Source organism: Ectobacillus ponti (genome assembly GCF_024294785.1).
Taxonomy (GTDB): domain Bacteria; phylum Bacillota; class Bacilli; order Bacillales; family Bacillaceae_G; genus Ectobacillus; species Ectobacillus ponti.
The window spans coordinates 170,567-193,351 of the sequence record NZ_JANCLT010000006.1 but is presented as its reverse complement, the minus strand read 5'-3'; the positions used below and the strand labels follow the sequence as shown (position 1 = coordinate 193,351).

General features: G+C 50.7%; 25 protein-coding genes. 8 read left to right on the top strand and 17 right to left on the bottom strand.

The features are described 5' to 3' along the window. Positions 1 to 43: 43 nt before the first annotated feature. The 4 genes from NK662_RS13330 to NK662_RS13315 form a co-directional block, all read right to left on the bottom strand. Entirely contained in the window at positions 44 to 268 is a 225-nt protein-coding gene (locus tag NK662_RS13330; RefSeq protein ID WP_254759434.1) for a group-specific protein, read from the bottom strand. 105 nt (positions 269 to 373) lie between these two features. Then, positions 374 to 640, bottom strand: coding sequence for an inner spore coat protein YmaG (ymaG, locus tag NK662_RS13325; RefSeq protein WP_438503621.1), 267 nt, complete (start codon positions 638 to 640; stop codon positions 374 to 376). Between the two features lie 31 nt (positions 641 to 671). Then, on the bottom strand, positions 672 to 878 hold the full coding sequence (locus tag NK662_RS13320; protein WP_254759432.1) for a hypothetical protein: 207 nt from the start codon (positions 876 to 878) through the stop codon (positions 672 to 674). Positions 879 to 1,033: 155 nt separating this feature from the next. Continuing rightward, entirely contained in the window at positions 1,034 to 1,366 is a 333-nt protein-coding gene (locus NK662_RS13315) for a hypothetical protein (protein ID WP_254759431.1), read from the bottom strand. Between the two features lie 186 nt (positions 1,367 to 1,552). Between NK662_RS13315 and NK662_RS13310 the strand changes: the two genes are divergently transcribed. The 3 genes from NK662_RS13310 (at position 1,553) to NK662_RS13300 (ending at position 5,120) form a co-directional block, all read left to right on the top strand. Continuing rightward, positions 1,553 to 2,443 carry an ATP-binding protein gene (locus tag NK662_RS13310; protein ID WP_254759430.1) on the top strand — a complete coding sequence of 297 codons (891 nt, stop codon included), beginning with the start codon at positions 1,553 to 1,555 and terminating at the stop codon, positions 2,441 to 2,443. A gap of 3 nt (positions 2,444 to 2,446) precedes the next feature. After that, a complete protein-coding gene (locus tag NK662_RS13305; protein ID WP_254759429.1) occupies positions 2,447 to 4,327 on the top strand; it encodes a vWA domain-containing protein in 1,881 nt (626 codons plus the stop codon). Positions 4,328 to 4,433: 106 nt separating this feature from the next. Then, positions 4,434 to 5,120 carry a hypothetical protein gene (locus NK662_RS13300; protein ID WP_254759428.1) on the top strand — a complete coding sequence of 229 codons (687 nt, stop codon included), beginning with the start codon at positions 4,434 to 4,436 and terminating at the stop codon, positions 5,118 to 5,120. 30 nt (positions 5,121 to 5,150) lie between these two features. On the opposite strand, the gene NK662_RS13295 is transcribed toward NK662_RS13300, so the two are convergent. From NK662_RS13295 to NK662_RS13280, 4 genes are all read right to left on the bottom strand, one after another. Beyond that, a complete protein-coding gene (locus NK662_RS13295; protein WP_254759427.1) occupies positions 5,151 to 5,900 on the bottom strand; it encodes an alpha/beta hydrolase in 750 nt (249 codons plus the stop codon). A 221-nt stretch (positions 5,901 to 6,121) separates the two neighbouring features. Continuing rightward, entirely contained in the window at positions 6,122 to 6,925 is an 804-nt protein-coding gene (locus NK662_RS13290) for an ABC transporter ATP-binding protein (RefSeq protein WP_254759426.1), read from the bottom strand. 17 nt (positions 6,926 to 6,942) lie between these two features. After that, positions 6,943 to 7,995 (bottom strand): FecCD family ABC transporter permease, encoded by a 1,053-nt coding sequence (locus tag NK662_RS13285; protein ID WP_254759425.1) that lies wholly within the window; start codon positions 7,993 to 7,995, stop codon positions 6,943 to 6,945. Beyond that, positions 7,992 to 8,996, bottom strand: coding sequence for a FecCD family ABC transporter permease (locus NK662_RS13280; RefSeq protein WP_254759424.1), 1,005 nt, complete (start codon positions 8,994 to 8,996; stop codon positions 7,992 to 7,994). The genes NK662_RS13285 and NK662_RS13280 overlap by 4 nt, the downstream gene beginning before the upstream one ends. Positions 8,997 to 9,186: 190 nt before the next feature. On the opposite strand from NK662_RS13280, the gene NK662_RS13275 reads away from it, so the two are divergent. The 3 genes from NK662_RS13275 (at position 9,187) to NK662_RS13265 (ending at position 12,456) form a co-directional block, all read left to right on the top strand. Beyond that, complete coding sequence (locus NK662_RS13275) at positions 9,187 to 10,119, top strand: ABC transporter substrate-binding protein (RefSeq protein WP_438503620.1); 933 nt, start codon at positions 9,187 to 9,189, stop codon at positions 10,117 to 10,119. Positions 10,120 to 10,467: 348 nt separating this feature from the next. Then, positions 10,468 to 11,847: a peptide MFS transporter gene (locus tag NK662_RS13270; protein WP_254759422.1), complete on the top strand. Its 1,380-nt coding sequence runs from the start codon at positions 10,468 to 10,470 to the stop codon at positions 11,845 to 11,847. A 153-nt stretch (positions 11,848 to 12,000) separates the two neighbouring features. Beyond that, positions 12,001 to 12,456 carry a CBS domain-containing protein gene (locus NK662_RS13265; protein ID WP_254759421.1) on the top strand — a complete coding sequence of 152 codons (456 nt, stop codon included), beginning with the start codon at positions 12,001 to 12,003 and terminating at the stop codon, positions 12,454 to 12,456. Positions 12,457 to 12,551: 95 nt separating this feature from the next. On the opposite strand, the gene NK662_RS13260 is transcribed toward NK662_RS13265, so the two are convergent. The 6 genes from NK662_RS13260 to cdr all read right to left on the bottom strand — a co-directional run bounded on the left by NK662_RS13260 (position 12,552) and on the right by cdr (position 16,729). After that, the gene (locus tag NK662_RS13260) at positions 12,552 to 13,493 is read right to left on the bottom strand and encodes a carbohydrate kinase family protein (RefSeq protein WP_254759420.1); all 942 of its coding nucleotides are present in this window, start codon (positions 13,491 to 13,493) and stop codon (positions 12,552 to 12,554) included. A gap of 139 nt (positions 13,494 to 13,632) precedes the next feature. Next, positions 13,633 to 13,812: an H-type small acid-soluble spore protein gene (locus tag NK662_RS13255; protein ID WP_254759419.1), complete on the bottom strand. Its 180-nt coding sequence runs from the start codon at positions 13,810 to 13,812 to the stop codon at positions 13,633 to 13,635. A gap of 139 nt (positions 13,813 to 13,951) precedes the next feature. Next, complete coding sequence (locus NK662_RS13250; protein ID WP_254759418.1) at positions 13,952 to 14,215, bottom strand: metal-sensitive transcriptional regulator; 264 nt, start codon at positions 14,213 to 14,215, stop codon at positions 13,952 to 13,954. A gap of 114 nt (positions 14,216 to 14,329) precedes the next feature. Beyond that, entirely contained in the window at positions 14,330 to 14,617 is a 288-nt protein-coding gene (locus NK662_RS13245) for an ArsR/SmtB family transcription factor (RefSeq protein ID WP_254759417.1), read from the bottom strand. Positions 14,618 to 14,637: 20 nt separating this feature from the next. Continuing rightward, positions 14,638 to 14,955: a thioredoxin gene (trxA, locus tag NK662_RS13240; protein ID WP_254759416.1), complete on the bottom strand. Its 318-nt coding sequence runs from the start codon at positions 14,953 to 14,955 to the stop codon at positions 14,638 to 14,640. 127 nt (positions 14,956 to 15,082) lie between these two features. After that, on the bottom strand, positions 15,083 to 16,729 hold the full coding sequence (gene cdr, locus NK662_RS13235; protein WP_254759415.1) for a CoA-disulfide reductase: 1,647 nt from the start codon (positions 16,727 to 16,729) through the stop codon (positions 15,083 to 15,085). Between the two features lie 233 nt (positions 16,730 to 16,962). Here cdr and NK662_RS13230 point away from each other — a divergent pair, with 233 nt between their 5' ends. Then, the gene (locus tag NK662_RS13230) at positions 16,963 to 17,511 is read left to right on the top strand and encodes a TlpA disulfide reductase family protein (protein ID WP_254759414.1); all 549 of its coding nucleotides are present in this window, start codon (positions 16,963 to 16,965) and stop codon (positions 17,509 to 17,511) included. A gap of 15 nt (positions 17,512 to 17,526) precedes the next feature. Here NK662_RS13230 and NK662_RS13225 read toward each other — a convergent pair whose 3' ends face one another. The 3 genes from NK662_RS13225 to aspA all read right to left on the bottom strand — a co-directional run bounded on the left by NK662_RS13225 (position 17,527) and on the right by aspA (position 21,007). Further along, positions 17,527 to 18,309 carry a nucleotidyltransferase domain-containing protein gene (locus NK662_RS13225; RefSeq protein ID WP_254759413.1) on the bottom strand — a complete coding sequence of 261 codons (783 nt, stop codon included), beginning with the start codon at positions 18,307 to 18,309 and terminating at the stop codon, positions 17,527 to 17,529. After that, positions 18,306 to 19,466: an acyl-CoA dehydrogenase family protein gene (locus NK662_RS13220; RefSeq protein ID WP_254759412.1), complete on the bottom strand. Its 1,161-nt coding sequence runs from the start codon at positions 19,464 to 19,466 to the stop codon at positions 18,306 to 18,308. The genes NK662_RS13225 and NK662_RS13220 overlap by 4 nt, the downstream gene beginning before the upstream one ends. 110 nt (positions 19,467 to 19,576) lie before the next feature. Continuing rightward, positions 19,577 to 21,007: an aspartate ammonia-lyase gene (aspA, locus tag NK662_RS13215; RefSeq protein ID WP_254759411.1), complete on the bottom strand. Its 1,431-nt coding sequence runs from the start codon at positions 21,005 to 21,007 to the stop codon at positions 19,577 to 19,579. Between the two features lie 524 nt (positions 21,008 to 21,531). On the opposite strand from aspA, the gene NK662_RS13210 reads away from it, so the two are divergent. Next, positions 21,532 to 22,545: an LCP family protein gene (locus NK662_RS13210; RefSeq protein WP_254759410.1), complete on the top strand. Its 1,014-nt coding sequence runs from the start codon at positions 21,532 to 21,534 to the stop codon at positions 22,543 to 22,545. Positions 22,546 to 22,785 lie beyond the last annotated feature (240 nt).

The following is a 22,785-nucleotide window of genomic DNA, read 5'->3' as shown; positions in this document are numbered from 1 at the left end:
AACAGGGGGATTGTGATATCTCATTGACTTAAGTTAAGAAGATTTACTGCATCAGCTGCAGCATTCCCTGATCACGCTTCTGCCGCTCCTCCGCCGAAGACAAATCATATTTCTTCAACAGGTGAAACAGTTCATTCAGCACCTCCTGCGTATGCTCGCGCTGCAGGAAGCTGGCCAATCCTGCAGCAATCTCCTGCGGCAGAAATGCCCGCTGTCCTTCAAATTTTTGTACAACATCCTCGTGTGAGTGGTCTAAGTTACAAGCCATATGTATCCTCTTTTCTCTTGTTTTTTCTATTATATCTGTTTCGGCTGGCATGGCAAAAGCCCCTGGCTTGCAGGGGCTTTTGTATATAGTTATTTGTTCTTGCCTTTAATAATAATATTGATAGCCATAGTATGGCATCGGATAAGGAACCGGGTACGGAACAGGGTAGCCATAACCAAAGCCCGGCGTCAGCAGGGCGCCTGCAGCCAATCCTCCCAAAAACGGCAATCCAAAACCAAAGCCCCATGGTCGGCCAAAGCCCCATCCCCACGGTCTGCCAAAACCCCATGGTCTTCCAAATCCAAAGCCGAACGGACGGCCGAACCCGAATCCGAATGGACGGCCGAAGCCGAAGCCCCAGCGTCGCTGCATATCTTCCATATTTACTCACCTCGTATTTATTTTAGAAAAAGAACGGAAACCCAATGCCAAAGCCGCCAAAGAATGGCCCCCCGAAGAACGGGCCGCCGAAAAATGGCCGGCCGTAGCCCCAGCCCCAGGGCCGGCCAAAGCCGCCGTAGAAAAAGCGTTGGTCGTCCATCGTCTGCGGCATGTATGGATCAGAAAACTGTTGCGGGTACATCTGTTGTTGCATCATGTATGGATTCATGTACCACCCTCCCCTCCTGCTTTGTAACTCCTGTCACTCACAGCGTATGTAGGACAAACGTCCACGGCATGGGTATTTACCCGGCTGCAGCACCTTTTTTTTTGCAAATGAAAAAGGAGTCATCCGAAGATGCTCCCCATAGTTTGTATTGCCCATCAGTAGCCTGTTGGGTAGCCGTAGCCTGGATAGCCATAGCCCGGATAGCCGCCGTAATATGAAGTCTGCGCTGGGTATGGCACTGGGTATGGTGCCGGATAACCGCCGTAGCCGCCTCCCGCGCCAAGCAATGCTCCTGCTGTCAGACCGCCCAGAAGTCCGCCCGCAAAGCCGCCAAACGGATAGCCGCCTCCGCCCCAGCCGCCGTGATGGTGATGGTAGCCTCCACCCCAGCTGCCTCCGCCATGATAGCCGCCGTAGCCGCCTCCGCCCCAACTGCCTCCGCCATGATAACCGCCATAAGGTGCTCGTGGATCATTCATCATATTCATGTACGTAAGTCCTCCTTTATTCTGCTGAAGCTATGTCAACAGTAGCACTATATGCAGGGCATTTGTCCTGTGTATAGGCATTCGCCTGCCTATGGTTTCCTTTGCGCGGAAAAGCAAAAAGGAGTATCATAGCATATGGGTATAACAGAGGAATTTTTACATCATAACAGAACAGGTGGGAGCTTCATGCTACAGCATTTTCATATAAATACACAGCTGAGAAATCAACTAGAACAGATTCACGAACGCAACAAATCGGCCGTTGGCGAAGCGGCGTTAATCGGTAAAAAAATGTATAGAGCACAGGATCACAGCATCATTGAAGATGCCCTGACAGCGCTGCTGCTCGGCAAAAACGTGCTGCTGAAGGGGCCGACCGGAAGCGGGAAAACCGTATTGGCGGAGACATTATCGTATTTGTTCCAAAAGCCGATGCACAGCATCAACTGCTCCGTTGACCTAGATGTGGAAGGCATTCTTGGCTATAACACATTAAAAGGAAACGGTGCTTCCTCTGAGGTTGTATTCGTGGACGGCCCGCTTATGAAGGCGATGAAAAACGGCCAGTTCCTGTACATCGATGAAATCAACATGGCAAAGCCAGAAACCCTGCCCTTGCTTCACGGTGCCCTTGACTACCGTAAAATGGTGACAAACCCGTTCACGCAGGAGGTTGTGTACGGCCAGGAGGATTTCCGTGTCATCGCCGCGATCAATGAAGGCTATGTCGGCACAAGCGAGCTGAACGAAGCCTTGAAAAACCGCTTTGTGATCATTGAAGTGCCGTATATCCAAGGCGATACACTGAAAGAGCTGCTGCTGTCGGAATCCAAGCTGAAGGACGCCGCAATTCTTGAAAAGTTTGCCCAATTCTCCAGCGACATCATCCCGCTCGCCCGCGATGGCCGTGTCAGCGAAGAGGCTGCCAGCATCCGCGGCATCATTGATGCATGCGATCTCAGCGTATTCATCCCTGTGATGCGGGCGATTGAACGCAGCATCATTGCCAAGCTGAGCGACGAGGCGGAGCAGGCCACCCTGCGTGAGCTGGCAGAAAGCTACTTTCTTGAGGGATAACCTATGAAGCATGTAATGTTCAACGATAAAAAAATTGATGCTTCTCTCTTCCTGCAGATGGAGAACCTGATGTATGCCCTCCTGAAGCAGCAGGATGCTTATCTGGAATACGGCTACCAGGCATATTATGATGATCGCGAAAACAAAGTGGTCATCAGCCACTTTTGGGATGACCGGAGCCAGGGGGATAAGGTGAACGGGCTGAAGGGCGAAATTTACTTGAAGGCGCTTGGCAACAAGCATTATTCCGATATGAAGCTCATCCGCGAATACAGCCATGAGCTGCTGGAGTCGCCGCTGAAGCGTTTTTTCACCCAGCTGTTCGTCCTGCTGGAGGACTTGCGGATTGAGGAAAAAATCAAGGCGGTCCGCCCCGGCACGAAAAGCATTTTCGCCCGCCGGCGCGAAGTGTACCGCAGCTATTTTCAAGCCCAGCACGAAATCAACCGCATTCGCGGCTTTCAGGCGGATATGCTGTTCGCCCTCATCCATCTGACGCTGACGAGCGACAAGTACGAAAGCTTCTCCAACCCATACCTGGAGCAGGTGCAAACTATTTTATATGATGCCTTCCATGCCCAAAGCACAGAGGACATCATGTACACAGTCGAGAAGCTCCGCTACCGCCTGGAGGAGCAGCTGCAGGGCGACATGATCAACCATTACTTCGGACTGGCGCCCATCCGCAACAATGTGGCTGCGGAAAAGGAAGAACGCGTCCATAAGCTGGCGAATGATGATATGCAGGAGCTGGAGGACGACGATAAGAAAAATAAGATGGATGAGAAGTTCTCCACGTGGCACCGTGAAAACAAAAATAACAACAACGAAAACTTCCTCCGCTTCGAGCTCGAAAGCGGGACCAAAACAAATTTGATGGGCAATACGGCCCGCGAATCTGAGGATGCAGATCAGGCAATGGCCAGCGTGCAAGGCGGCTCCAAGAAAAGCGCCCAGGCCGACTTTGACCAGGCTGACACGAAGGATACCAGCACGGACGGCTCCTCCGCCGGGGAAAGCGCCTATGGCAAGTACAACACAGGAGCGCATCATACGTTCAAGCAGCCGCATAAGCCGCTTCCCGCTGAACGGGCCGCCTATCAGACCATTAAGTCTCTGGTAAACCGTGATGTGCGCGAACTGAAAAAGATTATTGAAAAGACCATTGAGAATAAAACGAATGCCCATACAGAGAAATATTACGGCCGTCTGCGCAAGAAGTTTATCCGTATTTTTACCGAAAAGCAGCCGCGCATGTTTTATAAGAAGGGCCAGGAGTCCAAGGAGCTGGACGTGGCGTTCCATCTCCTGGTGGACTGCTCCGGCTCTATGTACAACAAGATGGAGGAAACGAAGAAAAGTGTTGTCCTGTTCCACGAAGCGCTGAAGTCCCTGAAGATTCCGCATGCCATCAGCGGCTTCTGGGAGGATGCAGCCAACGCGAAGGAATCCTCCAAGCCGAATGTCCTTCACGAGGTCATTTCCTACAACACCTCCCTCATTCCGAGCAGCGGTCCGGAAATTATGCAGCTGCATGAGGAGGAGGATAACCGTGACGGCTATATCATCCGTATCGTGTCCGAGCAGCTGGCAAAGCGCCCGGAAAAGCATAAGTTTCTGCTTGTGTTCACGGACGGCGAGCCGTCAGCGCTTGATTACCATCAGGACGGCATTCTCGATACACATGAAGCGGTAAAGCTTGCCCGAAAAAAAGGGCTGGATGTCATCGGCATCTTCATTGAGGAAGGCGAAGCGCAGGAAGCAACATACCTGCTGATGAAAAATATTTATAACCATCACTTCCTTGTGGCGCAGGATGCCGAGGATTTGCGCTTGAAGATTAAGCCGCTGCTGAAGAAGCTGCTGCTGAAGACGATTCAATGATGCCTTGCGGGGCATCTTTTTTTTTCTGTTTGTTGCGTATTTCGCTGCTCAAACAGCTATAGTTCCCTTCCTGGAATTGGTATACTGGAGAAAAAGGGGAAAACTCATGAGGATCATGCTCGCACTCCTGCTTCTGCTTCTCTCCGGCTGCAGTAAGGGGCAGCAAAATGTCATCATCGATTGGGCCGATGTTGTACACATCACCAATACAAGCTATGACGGCGCGCAGAACAGCGTTTTGACAGACCCTGCTCTGGCAGGCGAGGAACTGGGTACGGTGAAATTCAAAATGGCCGACAATGTGAAGGACCCTTCCTACCGTATCAAAAACGGAGATGCCACCTTCCTTGAAAAAGGGACAAAGCTGTATGCTATAAACGGCGCACCGCGCTGGCTCGCAGTCAAGGACGAAAAAGCCATTCACGGCTATCACCTCTATTATGCTCGCAAGAAGAGTGAGGAAGGATATTTATGGGGCTATGATGCGCTGGACAAGAAAAAAATCCAAAAAGTGGAGCTGTACAAGGAGGACCGGGATCAGCGGAAGCAGCTGGTGCGGACAGTATCTGAGCCGGACTTAACTCGTTTTCTGTCCCTCTTGGAACGCTCCGTTCCAGATGACTCAGCCATAATTTCCAGCGAGACCACGGACTTTGCACGGTTCCACATCATCGTCTATACAGATAGCCCGGTTGCCCCCGGCTACATCCTATTCCGCAGTGACGGGCAGTATATTTGGGCACCGGACGACCAACGGCGTCTGCCGCCGGAAATCAGCGGGTTTATACAATAAGAAAAGAGGACACCCGCGTGCCCTCTTTCTTTATTTACAATGAGCTTGAATGAATGAGATTGCCCGCTCGGCAATCAGCTCTTTATCCTGATCAAGCGTCGCTACATGATAGCTGTTTTCAAGCTGCAGGATTTCTTTTTCCGCAGAACTGATGCTTTCCAGAATCAGCCGGGAATTATCCGGCGGCACAACATGATCTTCTGTTGATACCATGATAAGTGCAGGACATTGAATGAGCGGCAGCCGTTCCTTCGTCAGGCGCATGAGCTGCAGAATTTCGCCGACAGATTTCACTGGCGTTTTTTCATATGCCAGTTCAACCACACCCGCCTGCTTAATATCCGAGCCTATCGCATCCAAATAGCGCGGCTCGCTGGCACCTTCCAGCGGCTCCATTGCCGTAATTTCAATGGCGGCGTTGACCGGAACAATACCGCTGATATCGGGGTACTTACTGGCAAGATACAGCGTCAGTGTGCCGCCCATGGACAATCCCAGCACAAACACCCGCTTGCACTCCTGCTTCAGCTTCTCATAGCCCTCTTCCACAGAAGCAACCCATTCCGCATATGTACTGGCCTCCATATCCTCATAATGAGTGCCATGCCCTTTCAGACGCGGGCCATATACAGTGAAGCCTGCCTCTGCCAATCTTTCGCCAATGAAGCGCATGCTTTGTGTCGTGCCGGTAAAGCCATGCGACACCAGCACGCCAATCTCATTTCCCTTAAAATAAAATGGCTCTGCTCCTGGTAAAACCGAGTATCTTTCTGCAGCCATGGGAATCCCTCCTCATCTTTTACGTAATAGATTCTAGCTGCACACACCGGTTCCCTTTCAGCTTGCAGAATAAGAAACAGCTCCTCTAGAATCCCGACAGTCGGGCGTATTTTCCTGCAAATCAAAATGCTTTTCCTACAATTCATTTGACTCTTCCTGCAATTCACGGCTGTTTTCCTACAAATTGCGGCGTCTTCCTGCAGTCTGGTTGGCCCCTGCAACTATACTGTTTGCTTCACTCGCCGGCCTTTTCCATGCGGAATGCACATCGGCGTCCCAAACAGCGGATCCGCTGCAATTTCGCATTCCATCCGGAACACATCGCGGACAAGCTGCGAATCTACCACTTCCTCCGGACTGCCTTGTGCATAAATCTGCCCGTCAGCTACAGCCACAATATGATGCGCGTAGCGGCAAGCCAAATTCAAATCATGCAGGACCATCACGACGGTCCGCTGCTCCTGTTCATTCAATTCAAACAGCAAATCCAGAATTTCAATTTGATGAGTCATATCCAAATACGTAGTCGGTTCATCCAATAAGATAATATCTGTTTCCTGCGCCAATGTCATCGCGATCCAGGCACGCTGCCGTTGTCCGCCAGAAAGTGAATCCACCGGCTGCTCCATCAGTTCTGTCATACCAGTTGCGGCCAGCGCCCGCCCCACGATGGCTTCGTCTTGGGCTGACCATTGCCGGAACCAGCGCTGGTACGGATACCGTCCCTGCTTCACAAGCTGCAAAACGGTTAATCCCTCCGGCGCGGCCGGACCCTGCGGCAAAATCGCAAGCTTCTTGGCTACCTCCTTCGTAGGCAGCTTGGCAATCTCGTCGCCATCGAGCAGAACCGCCCCTGAAGCGGGCTTCAACAGACGGGCCAGCGAACGAAGCAAGGTGGATTTGCCGCAGCCGTTGCCGCCAATAAACACCGTAATTTTCCCTCTGGGAATCTGTAAATTCAATGTATCAATAATAACGGTATCTCCGTATGACAAGGTCAATTCTTTTGTTTGCAGTGCTTCCACAGCTGTTCACTTCCTTCTTAAGCATTTCTGCTTCGATACAGCAGATAAATAAAGTACGGGGCTCCAATCGCTGCTGTGAAGACACCCGCAGGAACCTCAAGGGGTGCAAACAGCAGACGGCCAAGCAAATCAGCCGTCATGACAAGAATGGCTCCAATCACCGCAGCGGCAGGCAGCAGCACCCCGTAGGCCGAACCGACAAGGCGGCGGGCAATGTGCGGCGCAATCAATCCGACAAAACCGATTCCGCCGGCAAAAGCCACAGCGCCGCTGATCAATGCTGTACATAATAGAAGCAGCCAGATGCGCTGCCGCTGCACCGCACTGCCCAAGCCGGTCGCCAGCTCTTCCCCGAGCTCCTGCACATTCAGCTTACGTGCCGCTATCCAAACCAAGGCAAAGAGAAGGGTGGTCCACGGCGCCAAAATGCCGACCTGCTTCCAATTGGCCCCGTATACTGTGCCTGTCAGCCAAATATTAGCTTGGCTCGCTTGATGAATCGGACCAAGAATCATCAGCAGCGTGGTCAGCGCCTGCATCACTGCTGATACCCCAATGCCAATCAGCACCAGCCGCAGCGGTGAAATGGCGCTGCGCTGCCAGGCCAGGGCGTACACAAGGATGGCGGTAATTGCCGCCCCGGCAAAGGCCCCGACCGGCAACCAATGAATGCTGATGGTGAGGGCATTGCTTCGATCGCTGAAAACAGCTAAAAACAGCACCACCGCTGCACCTGCACCTCCTGTAATGCCCAATATCTCAGGCGAAGCAAGCGGATTTCGGACGATTCCCTGCAGGATGCTGCCAGCCGCCGCAAGCGAAGCACCGACAAGCAGCGCCATGAGGATGCGCGGAAGACGAAATGACATGACAACGAGCCGCTCCAGCTCATTTCCCATGCCGACCAATGCCTTGGCAACATTCCAAGGTGCAATCCTGATTTCGCCAAGACCGGCGCTGATGAAGAAAACAGCAGCAGCGGCTGCCAGCATCCAGAGGAGGCGCCGCACCTGCTGCTTTTCCCACATAAAAGATATGCTCCCTGCACGAACAATACGATATCGGCTCATTTTGCCAATCCCCCTTTGCGTGCCGCGTAAATAAAGAATGGGGCACCGATCAGTGCCGTCATAATACCGACGGGCACCTCCTGTGGCATGAGGATGTACCGCGCTCCGATATCGGCTGCCAGCAGCAAAATGCCCCCGAGCAGAGCACTGTACGGAATCACCCACCGGTAATCTTGTCCGACAAACAAACGGGCAAAGTGGGGCACGATGACGCCAACAAAGCTGATCGGTCCCGCCGCAGCCACCGCACTGCCGGCAAGCAGCACCACAAGCAAGGCCAGTATGCCTTTTATAAATTGTGTCCGCTGCCCAAGACTTTGGGATACATCATCCCCCAGCAGCAATATGTTCGTTTTGCCGCTCAGCAGTATAGCGCCGGCCCATGCCAGCATCATATAAGGAAGCACATTTGTTAAAGCCTCCAGCTTCCGCCCCTGTACCGACCCTGCCAGCCAAAACAGCACCTGGTCCAGGGCCGTTTCGTCCAATACAAGCAAGCCTTGTGTGAAGGAGGAAAACAGCGCTCCCATGGCCACACCGGCCAGCGTCAGCTTCACCGGAGTCAGCCCCTCTCTTCCAAGCGAACCAACCACATAAACAAGCGCTGCCGCAGCACCTGCACCGGCAAAGGAGATCCAGCCGAAGGCCTGCAGCGATTGCACAGAAAACAAGGTGACCGCCAATACAATAAAGAACGCCGCACCGGCATTGATGCCGAGAATGCCTGGCGATGCCAGCGGGTTCTTCGTCAATACCTGCATGAGTGCGCCCGCAACCGCCAAGCTCGCCCCGACAGCCGCGGCAATCAACGCCCGCGGCAGGCGCACAGTTTGAATGATAATATGTTCGGTCGACCCATTATACTGTGTAAAAGCGGCGATCGCCGTCTTCGAACTTGTATCCGTATAGCCGTATATAATACTCGCCCAAATGCAGGCAAGCAATATAACCAAGCAAGCAAAGAGGCCTGCTGCCTTTCTCTGGTGTGTTCGTAATTGCATCTTCCCGTTCCTCTCCAAGCTTTTTCCTCCTTTAGTCTACCGAATATGGAAAATGGCGTCAATGAGAATGATAATTTTTTTCAATTAGATATTGACACTTCTGATAACTGTCATGTATGATTCAATTGAAAATGATTATCATTAACAATTGGAGGGTACATACATGAAGAAGAAGTCATGGAGCTTATGGATGTTGCTGCTGGCATGGACTGTATTTATCAGCGCTTGCGGTGCAAAAAAGGAAACAGCAGCACCTGAGAAGGAAGCCAAGGCAACTGAGTCTTACACAGTACAGCATGCCATGGGCACAACAGAAATCAAGAAAACTCCCAAGAGGATTGTGATTTTGACAAATGAAGGCACAGAAGCATTGCTCGCAATGGGCATCAAGCCTGTTGGCGCAGTAAAGTCCTGGACGGGCAATCCTTGGTACAGCCATATTGAGAAGCAGATGGCTGATGTGAAGGTCGTAGGTACTGAGAGCGAAGTAAACCTGGAAACAATTGTGGGATTAAAGCCGGATCTCATCATCGGCAACAAAATGCGCCACGAAAAAGTGTATGAGCAGCTGAAAGCAATTGCGCCAACTGTATTTTCTGAGACACTGCGCGGTGACTGGAAGGAAAATTTCAAGTTTTACGCAAAAGCTGTCAATCAGGAAAAGAAAGGAAATGAAGTACTGGGCAAATACGAGGAACGTGTTTCCGGCCTGAAAAGCAAGCTTGGCGACAAGCTGCAGCAAAAGGTGTCCATTGTCCGTTTCATGGGGGCGGACGTCCGTATTTACCATAAGGATTCCTTCTCTGGTGTAATCCTGGATGAGCTTGGCTTTACACGCCCGGAATCTCAAAATAAGCCTGACTTTGCGGAAAAGGGCATAACAAAGGAGCGCATTCCGGCCATGGATGGGGACGTACTCTTCTACTTTACGTATGAAGAAGGAGACGGCAAAGGAAATAAGGTAGAAGCTGACTGGGTGAATGACCCATTATTCCAAAACCTGCAGGCAGCAAAGAACGGCCAAGTGCACAAGGTAAGCGATACAATTTGGAACACGGCAGGAGGCGTATTGGCAGCAAATCTGTTTTTGGATGATGTGGAAAAGTATTTTTTAAAGAAGTGACGCATAAACAGACCTTCCCCTTGCTGGAGGTCTGTTTTTCTGCGAAACAGGAAAGCACCGACTTCGATTCCCAAGTGCCTCATGTATGACATTTTCTATTCGAATATATAATTATTAATTATATAAGAAAAATAATGCAGTTGTATAAAAAGGATGATGAAACCAAAAAATACAGATAAATAAGATTATTTCGGCTTTATCAATGCAGGCAAACTCGTAAAACGCTTATATTTTATGACTATTTTCATTATTCCCATATAATTCTATTGACCCTCTTTTAGTTTGTGAACTAAAATATTGTGTATGACCAAAAACAATATAGACATAGCTTTATAAGGAGGTTGTACTATGGAAGCAGCTGCAAAGCTGACAAATCAGCAGCCGGCGAAGAAGCACCCGCCCGGTTTATATCTGCTATTCTTGACAGAGATGTGGGAACGGTTCAGCTACTACGGTATGAGAGGACTGTTGATTCTATATTTGACAAAAGAGCTTGCCAGCGGCGGGCTTGGAATGAAGGAAAGCACCGCCATTACAATTTATACACTCTTCACGGCTCTCGTCTACATTACGCCGCTGATCGGCGGTTACTTGACTGACCAGTTTATCGGCAAGCGCTTTGCCATTACCATCGGTGGTATTGTCATGGCAATCGGGAACTTTATTCTGTTTGCGATGAACAGCGTGACAGGCTTGTATTTGGGACTCATTCTGCTGATTGTCGGAAACGGCTTCTTTAAGCCGAATATCTCCACGCTGGTTGGAGAACTCTATGAGAAGGATGATGCGCGCCGCGACGGTGCCTTTACAATCTTCTACATGGGCATTAACCTTGGGGCATTTTTAGCTCCGCTGATCTGCGGCTATTTGGCTGAAGATTATTTCAAAACAACAGTTGGCGGCACTATTCAATACGGCTACAAATACGGCTTCCTTGCCGCTTGTATCGGTATGATTATCGGCCAAATCATCTTTAACGTACTGGGGCCGCGCTTCCTTGGAGAAGCAGGTTTGAAGCCCGCAAGCAAGGTGGCAAAGGAAAAAGCGGGTTCAGCTGCCCAGGCGCCGCTGACGAAGAAGGAAAAGCAGCGTACTGCGGTAATCCTGATTCTTGCTTCCTTCGTTGTCTTTTTCTGGGCTGGCTTCGAGCAAGCCGGCAGCTCCCTGACACTGTATACAGACAAGTTTGTGGACCGGAATCTGTTCGGCTGGACAGTGCCGACATCCTGGTTCCAATCCTTGAATCCCATGTTCATTATCCTGTTGGCTCCCTTGCTTTCCGCTTTCTGGACGAAGCTTGCTTCCTCCAAGCGCGGCGACCTGCCAACACCGACAAAAATGGCATTTGGCATGATTCTGCTCGGCATCGGCTTTGTGGCTGTCATCTTGGCTGTCATGCAGACAGGCAGCGACGACAAGGCTTTGACTGTAAAAGCAAACATGATTTTCATTGTAATGACGTATTTCTTCCACACAGTGGGGGAACTGTTCCTATCACCAATCGGTTTGTCCATGGTAAGTAAAATTGCCCCTATCAAACTGGCTTCTCTGCTGATGGGCGTTTGGATGGCCAGCTCGTTTGTAGCCAACCTTCTGGCGGGCACACTTGCAGTATACACAGAGTCTCTGGGGTATCTGGAAGTATTCAGCCTCATTGGTGTGGTAGTCATTCTATTCGGCCTCATCCTGCTGGGACTTTCCAAAAAGCTGACGGCAATGATGGAATAAGCCTGTGGCATACAAAGACGCTTCTTCGTTTTGGAAGGAAGCGTCTTTGTAGCATGGTTTCTTCCCATGCTTGTTTTCAGCACGCAATATCTCGTCTATGCTCCCGCGATCAAACAATGTACATAAGGGTTATTTTTAGAAGGAGGGTTCAACATGCAGGCTCATGAAATTATGAACACTGAAGTCTTTAAGGTAACTGAAAAGGATAGTGTGCGTGCTGTAATTGAAAAGTTTATTGAAAAAGGAATCAGCGGGATGCCGGTGGTAAATGACAGAAATAAGATTGTGGGCTATATCAGTGACGGCGATATCATGCGCCACATCGGCAAGCACAAGGATATTGTGATCGACGGCTTTTATTTCATCAATATCATTGTAGGTGATGAGGATGAATACGAGGAACGGGCGAGAAAGACATTGGACTTGAATGTGATGCAGGTGGCGAAGCGAAATGTGCTGACTGTTGCCTGGAATGAAGATGCCGAAAACGTGGCGGCGATTTTAGGGAAAAAGCATATTAAGAAGCTGCCTGTTGAACGCAATGGGGTGCTGGCCGGCATTATCAGCCGGGGAGATGTCATCCGCACCTCCTTTAAGCATTTGCTGTAAAGGGCTGGCGCAGAAGATGGATGTCTTCCGCGCCAGCCTTTTATTTTTTACGGTGTTGTCCCACGTACACGCGCCCAGCATTTTGACAAGAGACACTACTCCTGCAACAGCGCCTGTACCTGCTCCAAAGTCGGCAGCGCTGTCATTGCCCCCTTTTGGGAGGCGGCAAGACCACCGGATACACTTGCAAAGCGCGCAAACTGCTCAAGCTCATGCACTGTAATTTTGTCGCCGGCAAACTCATGGAAGCTGTACAGAATGCCGGATACATAGGCATCCCCGGCACCTGTTGTATCCACTGCCGTCACCTTCATGGCTGCTGCGCGGCTGAGTTCGCCGCCTGCCGCCACATAGCTTCCTTCAGCGCCTAATGTGATGAAGATGTAGGGAATGTTGTATTGCGCCAAGGCAGCGAGTCCAGCCTCAATTTCTGCATGACCTGTCAAAAACTCCAGCTCTTCTTCCGAGATTTTCAAAAGGTCCGCATGCGGCATCATCGATAGGATACCTTGACGTGCCGCCTCCCCGCTTTCCCAGAGACCAAGACGCAAATTCGGGTCATAAGATACAAGCACTCCATGCTTCTTGGCCAGTTCCACTGCGCGCATAGTAGCGCTTCGGGATGGCTCGTGAATCAGTGAAATAGAACCAAAATGCAGGATTTTGCTTTGCTCAAGCAGTTCTTCACTTATATCCTCTTGCGCAAGCAGTTGATCAGCGCTGCGTTCAATGAAAAATTCAAAGCTGCGCTCCCCGCTTTCCGCCAAGGTTACAAATACAATGCCCGTCCGCGCTTCATCCGTCAACGGCAGATGGTCTGTCCGTACTCCGTAGCCCGCCAATGTCTCCTTTAGAAACGTACCGAGCACATCGTTTCCTAATTTCCCGAGAAATGTCGAAGGGATCCCCAGCCGCGCAGCCCCCACCGCTACATTCGCCGGAGCACCGCCCGGGCATTTCTGATAGACCATATTCGTATGATCCGCCGGGATGAAATCTATTAGCGCTTCTCCCAAACAAACTATACCCTTTTTCATGAAATCCCCCCTGTTATGTATCTATACACTTCTATTATAGGTTGAAAAACTGCTGCGGGGAAGAAGGGACGTCCCGCATCAGGCCATGTAAAAAGGGACCCTTCAAAAGTACACCTTTTGAAGAATCCCTGCCCGCATATTACATCTCCTGCAATTCTGTGATGCTTACTTCCACTGTCTCATCCGGATTTTTCACATCGTGCACATTGGCAATGCCGTTGGATTCATCACAGCTTTCAATCCATACCGGCACCCCGTTGTATTCCACCCGGACATGGCTTGGGGATGATAGAATTTGCTTCACGCGGTTCACGTCCATAAGGAAGCCTCCTTCATTTGGTTTCCCCTTTAGGTTGCCGCATTTCGCCTTGATTATGTGCTGCGACCAGCCGGACAGCTTCAGATTCAACACATGACATGCCGGAGCATCCATAAAAACTGGCAATTGCTTCGGCAGATTACCTGCTTTTCACAAGGAGCTGGACAGCCTCTTTCACTAAATCGCGGTCCGCATACTCGCCGTTATCCATCTGCTCACGCAAGCATTGCTCCAAATTTGTGCCGACGACAAGACCGATTGTACGGTCAATGGCCGCCCGGGCAGCGCTCAGCTGTGTAACAACTTCCTTACAGTCCTTCTCTTCCTCCAGCATGCGCAGCACACCGCGGATTTGTCCTTCAATCCGTTTCAGCCGGTTCTTCATTTCCTGCGTATATTCCATGCGACACCCTCCAGATTACATACCTTAATAGGTATACTAATGCATCCAGTATCACTTGTCAAAAACACGGAGAAAAAGAAGCAGCCGGACGGCTGCTTCCCGGATTATATGGCGTCAGGCAAAAAGTGTTTCCATAACCTTTCTAATCCGCTCATCCTGCACTTTGTAGTATACTTCCAGGCCCCGTCTGTCAAATTGTACAACACGGCTTTGCTTTAGCTTCGTCAGGTGCTGCGAAACAGTTGACTGCGGAATCTGCAGCAGCTCCTGCAGCTGCGTCACATTGCAGGTGCCGCGCTTCAGCAGCTCGCGCACCAAACGCAGGCGCAGCGGATGTGCAATAGCCTTCAGCATTTGAATATCGTCTTCAGCAAACTCATGATTGAACTGATGTTGACCCATAATTTCCCCTCATTCGCACTTTATTGCATATACGGTTCTAATATCTCAAGCATTGCGTCCTTCGGCTGGAATCCAACAATTTGGCCAAGCGGCTTTCCATCCTGAAACAATACCATAGTCGGGATGCTCATGATTCCAAATTGCGCAGCCGTCACCTGGTTCTCATCCACGTTCACCTTCACAATTGCCAGGCGGCCGCCCAGCTCTTGGTCCAGCTCCTCCAGCACCGGAGCCACCATGCGGCACGGTCCGCACCAAGGGGCCCAGAAGTCCACCAATACAAGGCCCTTGGCAACAGAATCCGCAAAGGTTGCATCTGTTGCATTTCGAATTGCCATCACAATCCCTCCTATTTGGTTTGTATATGCTTTCTGCTTATTAACAGTTATTTATAAATCAAAATATAACATAGATATCGTTCTTTATAAAGCACATTTTTTGAATGAGGGGAAATTATTTTTATGGTTATGCTCGCTGCACCGCAGAATATGTTTTATATCCGCCGTCCAAATTTCTCACAGTAAACCCATGCTGCTTCAAAATACGGCTGGCCAAGTATCCGCGCAGCCCAACCTGACAGGTGACATGGATGATTTGGTCATTCGGAAGCTCCGCAAGACGATCGCGAAGCTCATTCAGCGGAATGGCTGTTGCCCCCGGAATGGTGCCGCGGGCCACCTCACCGGGGTCGCGTACATCGATCAGCATACCGCCTCCGCGGACAATTTTGTCAATCTCATGCCATTGTACCGTTTCTACATCACCTTCTACGATATTGGATGCCACATATCCCGCCATATTGACTGGATCCTTGGCCGAAGAGAACGGCGGTGCATAAGCCAGCTCCAAGTCCGGCAGATCCATGACAGCAAGACCGCCTTTAATGGCTGTAGCAATCACGTCAATCCGCTTATCGGCTCCGTCTTTGCCGACTGCCTGCGCCCCGTATATTTCGCCCGTCTCTCCATTAAAAATCAGCTTCAGCGAGATTGGGGAAGCTCCCGGATAGTATGTGGCATGGTTTGCCGGATGAACATGCACTACCTGATATGGGATGCCCAGATGCTTCAATGTTTTTTCATTGTTGCCGGTTGCAGCAACCGTTATATCAAAGATTTTTGCGATGGATGTTCCAAGTGTTCCTCTGTAGCGCACATTGCGCCCGTTGATATGGTCGGCAACGAGACGCCCCTGGCGGTTGGCTGGCCAAGCAAGCGGAATCATCGTTTCTGTACCGTTAATATAATCCCGTACTTCCACAGCGTCACCAATCGCATAGATGGCCTCATCTGAGGTTTGCAGCGTCTCGTTCACCTTTATTGTGCCGCGCACACCGAGTTCTAGTCCGGCCGCTTTCGCCAGTGAGCTTTCAGGCTGCACACCAATTGCCAGAATGATCATGTCTGTGGCAATCTCCCGGCCGCTGTTCAGGCGGACTGTTTTCCCTTCACGTTCGAATGCCTGCACGCCATCCTGCAAAATGAGCTCCACTCCATGCTCACGCATGTGCGTATGGACCATTGCCGCCATCTCATAATCAATCGGCGCCATCACCTGGTCCGCCATTTCTACAAGCGTTACCTCCATACCCCGTTCACGCAAATTCTCAGCCATCTCCACTCCGATAAAGCCGCCGCCAATGACCATTGCATGCTTCGGCTGCAATTCATCCACATACTTCTTGATTCGGTCTGTGTCCGGTACGTTGCGCAAAGTGAACACTGCCTTCGCCTCCCCCAAACCGGGAATTGGCGGCTGAATTGGCTTTGCACCCGGTGACAGCACCAGCACATCATAGGACTCCTCGTACACCTCGCCGGTCCGGACATTGCGCACGGTCACTGTTTTACGGTCCCGGTTTACCTTTGTGACTTCGCTGACATTCCGGATATCAAGCTTAAAGCGCTTGGACATCCCCTCCACCGTTTGTACAAGCAGCTTCTGGCGCTCCGTAATTACGTCCCCGATGTAATAAGGAAGGCCGCAGTTCGCAAATGAAATATATTCTCCGCGTTCAAACAGCACAATATGATCTTCTTCATTCAAACGGCGCAAACGCGCTGCGGCTGTAGCTCCTCCGGCAACTCCGCCGACAATGACGATTTTCTTCATGGCTTCGTTTCCTCCCTATTGTTTTCTTAACTCCAACTTCATTATATACCCTGTAGGGTATAATGTAAATGAACAGAGTGCGCCACTTTTTATCGTTTTTGTGAAAACTCCCCTCTCTATATACCTCCCTATGTATTTGACAGATTTTTCTTGCCTTTGGTACGATGAAAGCATGAGTTCAACTACATCATAACGGCAGCGATGCTGCTTATTTTGGAGAGGAGAACAATAAAATGAAGAGATGGATCCTGATTCTCCTGTTGGCCGGCATGGCCATCTGGGCGGTTATGAATCAAACAGGAAATGAAAAAGAAGCTGCCGGTGAAAAGCTGGCTGCCTCTGATGTACGCATCGGCACAAATGAAGGAGAGGCTGCTCCCCATTTCGCGCTGCAAACCTTGGATGGGCAAAAAGTAAAACTCACCGACTACCGTGGAAAGAAGGTGCTGCTGAACTTCTGGGCCAGCTGGTGCGGCCCTTGCAAAGCGGAAATGCCGGAAATGCAGACCTTCTATGAGGAAACAAAAGGCACAGATGTGGCTGTACTGGCGATTAATGTGACCTCCAGCGAGAAAAGCATGGATGATGTGAAAGCCTTTGTACAAGCAAACGGCTACACCTTTCCTGTGCTGTTGGACAGCGAGGGGCGGGCCAACGGAGCATACCAGACCATCAGTATCCCCACCTCTTATTTTCTGGATGAGAAAGGCATTGTCCGGGTCAAGCACATCGGCCCAATGAGTGCTGCCGATATGCGGGAGTATATCAAGAGGATTAAATAAAAGACCGGCTGCCCCCTATAGGGCAGCCGGCTTCCATATTTCCTGCAGCGCTTGTACAAACAGCTGATTCAGCAGCCGGACATCGACCTCCGCAGCATCCGGCAAATCCTTCGTATACCCCTCGTAGTAGGCAATCCGTTCCGCCAGAAACCGCTGCAGCACGGGTCTCTGTGCACCGGAGCGCAGCGTTTCGCCCGCTTGCTTTTGGGCCAGCAGTTCATCCGCAGCCTGGCGCACCTCTTCGCTGAGCTCCAGCGCTGACAGCAGCTCTGCAAGCGGCACGGGAGGAATGCTCTCCTCACGCTCCAGCCACATGCATGCCAGAATCGGCCGCAGGACATACAGGTATTTCTTCACCTTCACTGTGTCTCCTTGCAAATACTCGTGGAAATTCCGTTTCGCCATATGCAGGTAGTGATAGATGCTTGCTTTTGTGGAAATATAGCTGCTGCTGATTTGCCGCAGCTGCTCTGCCGTGCTGTATGTTTCCTCATAAACGATGGGAGAGCGCAGCCATTCAATGAGAGCCGGGTTGGATTTCAGCAGAAGCCGCAGGGCCTTCTGCAAATCCCATCCGCTTATATCCAGCTGCTCACTGACAGGCCGCTCGATTACATCGCGGCGGGAATCTATGGACAAATACCATTCGACAGGGTGCACATACAGAAAGCGGACGTCATAATCGCTGTCAGGAGCAGCAAAGCCCCAGGCGCGGCTGCCGGATTCCACCGCATACAGAACCTTGACTCCATCCTCTTCTTCAATCCGGCGCAGCTCTGCGGCAATCTGCTCCCTCATGCTTGCCCTCTCGTCTCGGCCAGCGCCTGCTCCGTCAGCAGCGACATTGTAATATCATCCGCCGGTGGATTATGCAGCCCTGCCCGGACATTGACATAATAGCGGTGCAGCGGGTTTCCGGCAGACAAGCTCCGGGCGCCGACAATCCGCATAGCTTTATCCACGACAGCAATTGCAGCATTTGTGGCCACATGCTTCACTGCCGCCAGCTCCCGCTTCAGCTGTCCGCGCTGCTCTGAGGCATCGTACTGCGCGGCAACACCATACATCATATGCCGGGCTGTCAGCAGCTCCAATTCCATTTCAGCGATCAGACGGCGAACATTCGGCAGAGATGAAATAGGCTCTTGTGTGCTATTATTGTGATAGGAAGCGGCAAACCGCAGGGCATACTGCCTGGCGGCCTGCGCAATGCCCAGATAGCAGGCGGCAATGTGCAGCAGCCAGCCGCTGTTCTTTGGACGCGGGCTATTGCGCCATTCCACCAGATATGCCGGCGGGATCTGCACCTGCTCCAGCACAAGGTCATGGCTGGCCGTACCGCGCATGGCGACACTGTCCCACGTTTCCTCAATGCTGACGCCTGCAGCCTTACGCGGAATTAAGAATTCGCCGATTTGTCCTTCCTCCTCGACCCAAGCAGAAATGAGAATATAATCCAGTGCCGGCGCCATGGAAGTGAAGGTTTTACGGCCGCTGATTTGCCAGCCGTTTTCGATGCGGACCGCAGCTGTTTCCGGCCGGCCGCCCCGCGCCGGGCTGCCGGTTGCCCGCTCAGAGGCGGCACGGTTCAAAAGTGCTCCATGTTGTACCTCCCCGCACATCCAGGCAAACAGCTCTTCCTCCCATTGGCGGTTTTCCGTCAGCTCCTGCATAATCCCCATATGCCAGCCGATGGACAGTGCCGTTGCGCCGTCCCCTTCGGCAATTTTCTCCTGAAACAGCAGCAAATCATACAAGGATGCCGCTTCGCCGCCATATTCCTTCGGCAGCGTCAGCTTATGATAGCCCATTCCCTTTAAATCCGCGATGTTCTGGAAAGGAAAGGAGCCTAGAGCATCCAGTTCATGCTCTCTGCTTTGAAAAATCGGCACAAGCGCTTGCAGCTGCGCCATGATTTCAGCCTGTTTCTTTGTACGAATGAATACATCTGCCATACTTTCACCCTCTTTTCTCTTCTCCTTGCTCCTATTGTAGAGCACCGCTCTCTCCTTCTCCAAATAAAAAGGATGCTCCGCAATAAGGTCTGCGCAAGCATCCTGCTCCATTATGTGTGCTGCTTCTGTACCAGCAAGGAAGCGCCGGCAATTTCAGGATGCGTCATTTCGTACGGATCCAAAATGATATCAAGCTCCGCCTCTGTCAGCACACCGTAATGCAGGCAAAGCTCCCGCACTGATTTTCCGGTGGCAATGGCTTCACGGGCAATGCGCGAGGCCATTTCGTAGCCGATGTGCGGGTTCACCGCCGTGATGACACCTACACTTCTTTCTACGTACTCCCTCAGCACCCGCTCGTTGGCGACAATGCCTTCTATACAATATGCACGGAATACCTCAAACGCGTTCTTCATAATATCAATGGACTGAAGCAGATTGAACACAAGCACCGGCTCCATCACGTTCAGCTCCATCTGGCCCGCCTCAGCAGCCAAACAAATGGTGTGGTCATTGCCAATGACTTGAAACGCCACCTGGTTCACCACCTCAGCCATAACCGGATTCACCTTGCCCGGCATAATGGAAGAGCCGGGCTGACGGGCGGGGAGCTGAATTTCCGTTAAGCCGACCCGGGGTCCGGAAGCCATCAGCCGCAAATCATTGGCGACCTTGGACATGTTCATCATACACACCTTCAGTGCTGCCGACACCTCTGTATACGCATCAGTATTTTGTGTCGCATCCACCAGGTCCTCAGCACGGACAATCGGGAAGCCGCTGATCTCAGCAATGTGTGCGACCACCCTTTCAATATAGCGCGGATCCGCATTGAGCCCTGTCCCGACTGCGGTTGCCCCCATATTTACCTCATACAGATGCTGGCGGGACTGCTGAATCCGCTTGATATCGCGGGCGAGCACGCGCCGGTATGCTTCAAATTCCTGTCCTAAGCGGATCGGTACGGCATCCTGCAAATGGGTGCGCCCCATTTTAATCACATGGTCAAATTCCCTTGCCTTTTGCGCGAAGGCATCATGCAGCTTTTCCATCGTCTCAAGCAGCTTTCCCAGCATGCTGAGCACTGCGAGATGAATTCCCGTGGGAAACGCGTCATTTGTGGATTGCGCCATATTCACATGGGTGTTCGGGCTGATTGTCTTGTAATCACCCTTCTCCTTGCCAAGCAATTCAAGAGCCCGATTGGCAATCACTTCGTTTGCATTCATATTAATGGAGGTTCCTGCCCCTCCCTGAATCGGGTCGACAATGAATTGGTCGTGCAGTCTTCCCTCCATAATCTCATCGGCAGCCTCGATGATAGCATGGGCGATGTCCCGGGGAAGGTAGCCTGTTTCCATATTGGCCGATGCTGCAGCCTTTTTCACGATTGCCATCGCATGAATCAAGGATGGATGCAGCCTGTAGCCGGTGATGGGGAAGTTCTCTACGGCCCGCATGGTTTGGACGCCATAGTATGCTTGCTGAGGAACCTCCTTTTCTCCAAGAAAATCCCTTTCTATTCGCACATTGTCATGCATGTGTCCATCCCCTGTCTTTCATCCATTTTTAGTGGCGAAATCGCTTGTTTCCGCGGAAATACTGCCTGTTATACAAAATCCTTTTCCACCGCTTTCTGCTTCCGTCTTCACAATATAACAGATGGGGGAAGGCGCGATTGTCTTCATGGTATAACAAATCGTATGAATGACTCTCCCTTTGCCGCTGAAGGGCCGGGAGATTTTCTTATCTTTCCCCGCACTTCAGAAAATCAGGCATTCCGCCTGTCTATCCCATTTGATTCCTATCAGGTGTGTGCCATAGATTCCTGACATATGCACAAACTATACAGGATTCTGTCTGCTATACTCCCCGCATTTTGGGCACAAATCCCGCAATTGAAAGTATAGTCAGAGAAATTGGCAATTTGTATCAACAATGTAATGGTAAATGAATGGGTACATCATGTACAATAGGAATTGGTCATGCAGCTTTCCCATATGGACAGATATCATAAATATTGATACATTGGATAATAGTAATTATCACTAAAGGAGTCAGTTTAATGAAATCGAACTTACGACAGGAAAGAAACGAGAAGCGCAGCTCCAGGAAGCGCCGGATTATGCTGCTGGTGATTCTCCCCTTGCTGCTTATCATTGGCGGAGCAGTCGGATACGGCTCTTATATATACAACAAAGCAAGAGCTGTGGTGAATAACTCCTATAAGGAACTCGACCGTGGCACCAAGTCCAACAAACGTGAAGAAACCGTTCAGCCTCTGAAAGACAATGTCTCCATTCTCATTATGGGCGTCGATGAAAGCGAGCAGCGGAAAAAGGAATACGGGGATGCCGTACGGACAGATGCGCTGCTTGTCGCCACCATTAATAAGACTGACAAATCAGTAAAGCTTCTCAGCATCCCGCGCGATACCCGCGTATATATCCCGTCCCGGCAGAAGAAGGACAAAATTAACCATGCACATGTATTTGGCGGAGTCGACAGCACAATCGAGACTGTAGAAGGATTCTTGGACATCCCTATCGACTATTATGTGAAATTCAACTTCGAATCTTTTATCAAGATTGTAGATACCTTAGGCGGCATTGATATGGATGTGCCTGTCACCTTTACCGAGCAGAACAGCAAAGACCAAGCCGGTGCTGTCCATCTGAAGAAGGGCTATCAGCATCTCAATGGAGAGCAGGCTCTTGCACTGGCGCGGACACGCCACATTGACAGTGACCAAATGCGCGGGCAACGGCAGCAGCTCGTATTGGAGGCTATCGCAAATAAAGCCCTGTCTGCAGGGACAATCAATAAGCTTGGGCCGCTCATCGACGCCATCGGAACAAATATGAAAACAAACCTCACCTTTGATGATATTATGGCAATCGGCAAAAATATGGCCGGTTCGAACCTGAATATGGAGAAAGTACAGATTGAAGGCGAAGACCAGTATATTGATAAGATTTACTATTATGTTCCAAAGGAAGAAAGCGTAAATAAGCTTTCAGAGCTGCTGCAGCAGCACCTTGGAGTATCGGGCAAAGAAGAGCATAAAACAATTAAATAATTGTGCTGTATGATGTAAGGCAGTTTATAGAGGATCTTTGACAAAGGACTCTACAGGCTGCCTTTTCCTTTTGCAGCCAAATGAATTTCCAGTAAAAACTCAGGAGGGAAAAGCGCACTCTCCACATATCTGCACAAGATTATCCCATAATATGAACAATCTTGCATTTCCAAGGCTGCCTGTATGCAATTGAAAAAAATGGATTGAATTTTACGGAATAGTAACAAAAATTATGATTTC

What these genes read in the sequence shown, in the direction of transcription:
- NK662_RS13330 (WP_254759434.1), bottom strand. Translation starts at nt 268, where the DNA reads ATGGCTTGTAACTTAGACCACTCACACGAGGATGTTGTACAAAAATTT.
- ymaG (WP_438503621.1), bottom strand. Translation starts at nt 640, where the DNA reads ATGCAGCGACGCTGGGGCTTCGGCTTCGGCCGTCCATTCGGATTCGGG.
- NK662_RS13320 (WP_254759432.1), bottom strand. Translation starts at nt 878, where the DNA reads ATGAATCCATACATGATGCAACAACAGATGTACCCGCAACAGTTTTCT.
- NK662_RS13315 (WP_254759431.1), bottom strand. Translation starts at nt 1,366, where the DNA reads ATGAATATGATGAATGATCCACGAGCACCTTATGGCGGTTATCATGGC.
- NK662_RS13310 (WP_254759430.1), top strand. Translation starts at nt 1,553, where the DNA reads ATGCTACAGCATTTTCATATAAATACACAGCTGAGAAATCAACTAGAA.
- NK662_RS13305 (WP_254759429.1), top strand. Translation starts at nt 2,447, where the DNA reads ATGAAGCATGTAATGTTCAACGATAAAAAAATTGATGCTTCTCTCTTC.
- NK662_RS13300 (WP_254759428.1), top strand. Translation starts at nt 4,434, where the DNA reads ATGAGGATCATGCTCGCACTCCTGCTTCTGCTTCTCTCCGGCTGCAGT.
- NK662_RS13295 (WP_254759427.1), bottom strand. Translation starts at nt 5,900, where the DNA reads ATGGCTGCAGAAAGATACTCGGTTTTACCAGGAGCAGAGCCATTTTAT.
- NK662_RS13285 (WP_254759425.1), bottom strand. Translation starts at nt 7,995, where the DNA reads ATGAGCCGATATCGTATTGTTCGTGCAGGGAGCATATCTTTTATGTGG.
- NK662_RS13280 (WP_254759424.1), bottom strand. Translation starts at nt 8,996, where the DNA reads ATGCAATTACGAACACACCAGAGAAAGGCAGCAGGCCTCTTTGCTTGC.
- NK662_RS13275 (WP_438503620.1), top strand. Translation starts at nt 9,187, where the DNA reads ATGTTGCTGCTGGCATGGACTGTATTTATCAGCGCTTGCGGTGCAAAA.
- NK662_RS13270 (WP_254759422.1), top strand. Translation starts at nt 10,468, where the DNA reads ATGGAAGCAGCTGCAAAGCTGACAAATCAGCAGCCGGCGAAGAAGCAC.
- NK662_RS13265 (WP_254759421.1), top strand. Translation starts at nt 12,001, where the DNA reads ATGCAGGCTCATGAAATTATGAACACTGAAGTCTTTAAGGTAACTGAA.
- NK662_RS13260 (WP_254759420.1), bottom strand. Translation starts at nt 13,493, where the DNA reads ATGAAAAAGGGTATAGTTTGTTTGGGAGAAGCGCTAATAGATTTCATC.
- NK662_RS13255 (WP_254759419.1), bottom strand. Translation starts at nt 13,812, where the DNA reads ATGGACGTGAACCGCGTGAAGCAAATTCTATCATCCCCAAGCCATGTC.
- NK662_RS13250 (WP_254759418.1), bottom strand. Translation starts at nt 14,215, where the DNA reads ATGGAATATACGCAGGAAATGAAGAACCGGCTGAAACGGATTGAAGGA.
- NK662_RS13245 (WP_254759417.1), bottom strand. Translation starts at nt 14,617, where the DNA reads ATGGGTCAACATCAGTTCAATCATGAGTTTGCTGAAGACGATATTCAA.
- trxA (WP_254759416.1), bottom strand. Translation starts at nt 14,955, where the DNA reads ATGGCAATTCGAAATGCAACAGATGCAACCTTTGCGGATTCTGTTGCC.
- cdr (WP_254759415.1), bottom strand. Translation starts at nt 16,729, where the DNA reads ATGAAGAAAATCGTCATTGTCGGCGGAGTTGCCGGAGGAGCTACAGCC.
- NK662_RS13230 (WP_254759414.1), top strand. Translation starts at nt 16,963, where the DNA reads ATGAAGAGATGGATCCTGATTCTCCTGTTGGCCGGCATGGCCATCTGG.
- NK662_RS13225 (WP_254759413.1), bottom strand. Translation starts at nt 18,309, where the DNA reads ATGAGGGAGCAGATTGCCGCAGAGCTGCGCCGGATTGAAGAAGAGGAT.
- NK662_RS13220 (WP_254759412.1), bottom strand. Translation starts at nt 19,466, where the DNA reads ATGGCAGATGTATTCATTCGTACAAAGAAACAGGCTGAAATCATGGCG.
- aspA (WP_254759411.1), bottom strand. Translation starts at nt 21,007, where the DNA reads ATGCATGACAATGTGCGAATAGAAAGGGATTTTCTTGGAGAAAAGGAG.
- NK662_RS13210 (WP_254759410.1), top strand. Translation starts at nt 21,532, where the DNA reads ATGAAATCGAACTTACGACAGGAAAGAAACGAGAAGCGCAGCTCCAGG.